The following is a 2560-nucleotide window of genomic DNA, read 5'->3' on the forward strand; positions in this document are numbered from 1 at the left end:
GGCGACGCCACCACCAGGCCCGATCCCAGACCAGCCACTACCAGCGACAAGCCGCCCAGACATGAAGATCGCGATCTACAGCTGGAGTACTAGCCGAAGGTGCGCAACCCCTACTGCCAGTGATCCTTGAGGGAGTCGGGTACGTGTAAGGAATTTGCGACGAGGTGACCTTGCCTTGTTGCGGCCGCACGGAACAAGCAAGGGCACCGTTCCCATACGGCTCCGTGCTTGGTGGGACGGACGAGTGGATTCCTCCAAGGACCGTGGCATGGAGGACATCCGACAGACGAAAGGTTGACGGGATGGGAATACATATCGGCCTCGGCCTACCCTCAGGCGGTCGGTGGGGGACTGCGGAAAACATCTACGCCCTCGCCGAACTGGCCGAGAAACTTGGTTACGCCTCAGTTTGGACCTTTCACCACCTGCTGTACCCTCTCCACCCCCTCGACCCCTTTCCCCCCCGGCCGGATGAGCCGATGCCTGCGGCGGGCCGCGACGCGGTGGACCCGTTCGTCGCACTTGCGGCAGTCGCCGCCCGGACTTCGCGTATCCGTCTCGGCGTCGGGGGGATCGTCGCGCCGTACTACGCGTCACCGCTGATGCTCGCAAAGCAGGCAGCCACTTTGGACATGCTCTCGGGCGGCCGATTGGACCTCGGCCTCGTGCCCGGCTGGTCACGCGACGAGTTCGCCGGTGCAGGCATACCCCATGAAGAACGGGCCGCACGGATGGACGAGATCCTGGCTTCCTTGCCTGCGATTCTGGAGTCCGAGGTCGTCTCGACGAAAGGCAGGGACTTTCTGATCAACGAGGCGATTGTCGGGCCGAGGCCCGTGCAGTCGCCGATCCCACTGATCATCGGTGGGTACAGCGAGGCAACTATCCGCAGGATAGTACAGTTCGGACACGGCTATGTAGCCGGATACATGCCGTTCGATCAATGGCCGCGCTGGATCGACCGAGTCTCCCGACGCATGGAGGACGCCGGGCGAGATCCGGCGACACTCCGCTATGTGTGCCGAGCCACGGTTGACCTTCGGGAAACCACGCTCCGGGAGCGCCGGCCACTGCAGGGCAACCCGGACCAGATCCGCGCCGACCTCGTTTGCTATGAGGAGTTCGGCGTGACCGACCTGTTCATCGACCTCAACTTCGACCCCTACGTCTCCGAGGGTGCCGCGTCCCCGAAGGAGGCGTACCTGAGAGCCGAGCAGGTGGCCCGCGCATTGGCGCCGGTTCAATAGGGACCTCAACCTCGTGGACTCTCAACTTCAACTGAGCTGATTCCAGGTGCTGGCCGTGTACGGAGACCGCGGTGACGAACAGTAGGCGGACAGCTGGCGTCCGGGGAGCCTGGCCGTGGCCGTACTGCTGGACATGGTCACGGCGCTCGCCCTGCTGACCCTGGGCACTCGGCGCGCGACGGTGATGCGTTTCGACGATGCGCAGGAGTCGCTGCTCGCGCCGCGCAGCGGGCCGACGGCGCTTGGCTGAACAGGCCTGCGGACGTTCTGGAGCCAGCGCCGACGCAGGATGCCCCGCCTGCAGCGGGTATGAACCCAACAGACAAGAAGGACGTGCCGTGGAGGACAACCGACTCTCCTACCTGCCGGAGACCCTCAGCAGAAGGGAAGCACATCGTGACCAACCCATTCGAGGACGATGGAGCGCAGTACCAGGTGCTGGTGAACGGCGAGGGCCAGTACTCGCTGTGGCCTTCCTTCGCCGAAGTACCCGCCGGCTGGGTCGTGGAACTGCAGGCCGCGAGCCGCGAGGCGTGTCTGAGCCACGTCGAGCAGAACTGGCAGGACATGCGGCCCAAGAGCCTGATCGAAGCGATGCGCACGCGCGATCAGGTCCACCGGGCCGAGGCATAGAGCGGCCGGCAAGTATGTCCCCGTCGAACCGGCGGGGGCGGAACCCGCATGCCAGCCGACCCGCGTCCTCGTAGACCCGCGGAAGCGCCTCCATCGGCTGAGCGTCCAGGAAGCCGGGAGCATTGTCCCGGGCAAAGCGCCGCCAACGCGCTGCGGGTATCGATGTCCTGGCTGCCTGCATCTGTATCGACGGTCAGCCAGTTCGGCTCGGTCGGGGATCTTGTGGTGTCGCAGGGTGGGGGCGAAGGAGTACGCATTGGCGTAGGAGGTCGAGGTTTGCCTGCCAGAGTGCGTACAGGTGGGCGCGGTTGCCGCGGGACGAATACGCCTAGCCTCGCCGTTTCAGTTGGGGTTGCTGGGCGGCTGAGCGAGGTTGTTTGAGGCCGTGTCGGCCGGTGGACATAGTGAGGGCCCGACGCGGGGTCGGGTTCTCCGAGGTCCTTGAGTCGAGGGTGGGCGGGGACGGCGAGTCAGCTGGCGGGACGGGGCAGTGCGGCCAGGCGGTGGAATGCGGCTGCGAGTTCATGTCGCCAGAGCCAGGTCGCCGATATCCGAAGGCGGAGGCGGCGGCCTCCCCGGGCTCCCTTCGAACCCCTTGCCTTGGCGCAGCGTGTATGAACTTGCTGCGCCGGACGGCCAGCGAAAACGGGGGCCGTGATGAGTGTCACCCTTCTCTTCTG

3 protein-coding genes are annotated in these 2560 nt (G+C 65.5%); all 3 read left to right on the top strand.

Annotated elements, in window-relative coordinates; translation table 11 throughout:
• Window positions 1-302: 302 nt before the first annotated feature.
• Window positions 303-1247: a TIGR03619 family F420-dependent LLM class oxidoreductase gene (locus ACFUJR_RS39085; protein ID WP_383181580.1), complete on the top strand. Its 945-nt coding sequence runs from the start codon at window positions 303-305 to the stop codon at window positions 1245-1247.
• 115 nt (window positions 1248-1362) lie between these two features.
• Window positions 1363-1497, top strand: coding sequence for a hypothetical protein (locus ACFUJR_RS39090; protein ID WP_383181578.1), 135 nt, complete (start codon window positions 1363-1365; stop codon window positions 1495-1497).
• 146 nt (window positions 1498-1643) lie between these two features.
• Complete coding sequence (locus ACFUJR_RS39095) at window positions 1644-1880, top strand: MbtH family protein (RefSeq protein ID WP_383181575.1); 237 nt, start codon at window positions 1644-1646, stop codon at window positions 1878-1880.
• Window positions 1881-2560 lie beyond the last annotated feature (680 nt).

The sequence above is a fragment of the Streptomyces sp. NPDC057271 genome, assembly GCF_042668715.1.
Classification (GTDB): domain Bacteria; phylum Actinomycetota; class Actinomycetes; order Streptomycetales; family Streptomycetaceae; genus Streptomyces.

Coding starts and splice junctions, on each gene's coding strand:
- ACFUJR_RS39085 (WP_383181580.1), top strand. CDS start 303: ATGGGAATACATATCGGCCTCGGCCTACCCTCAGGCGGTCGGTGGGGG.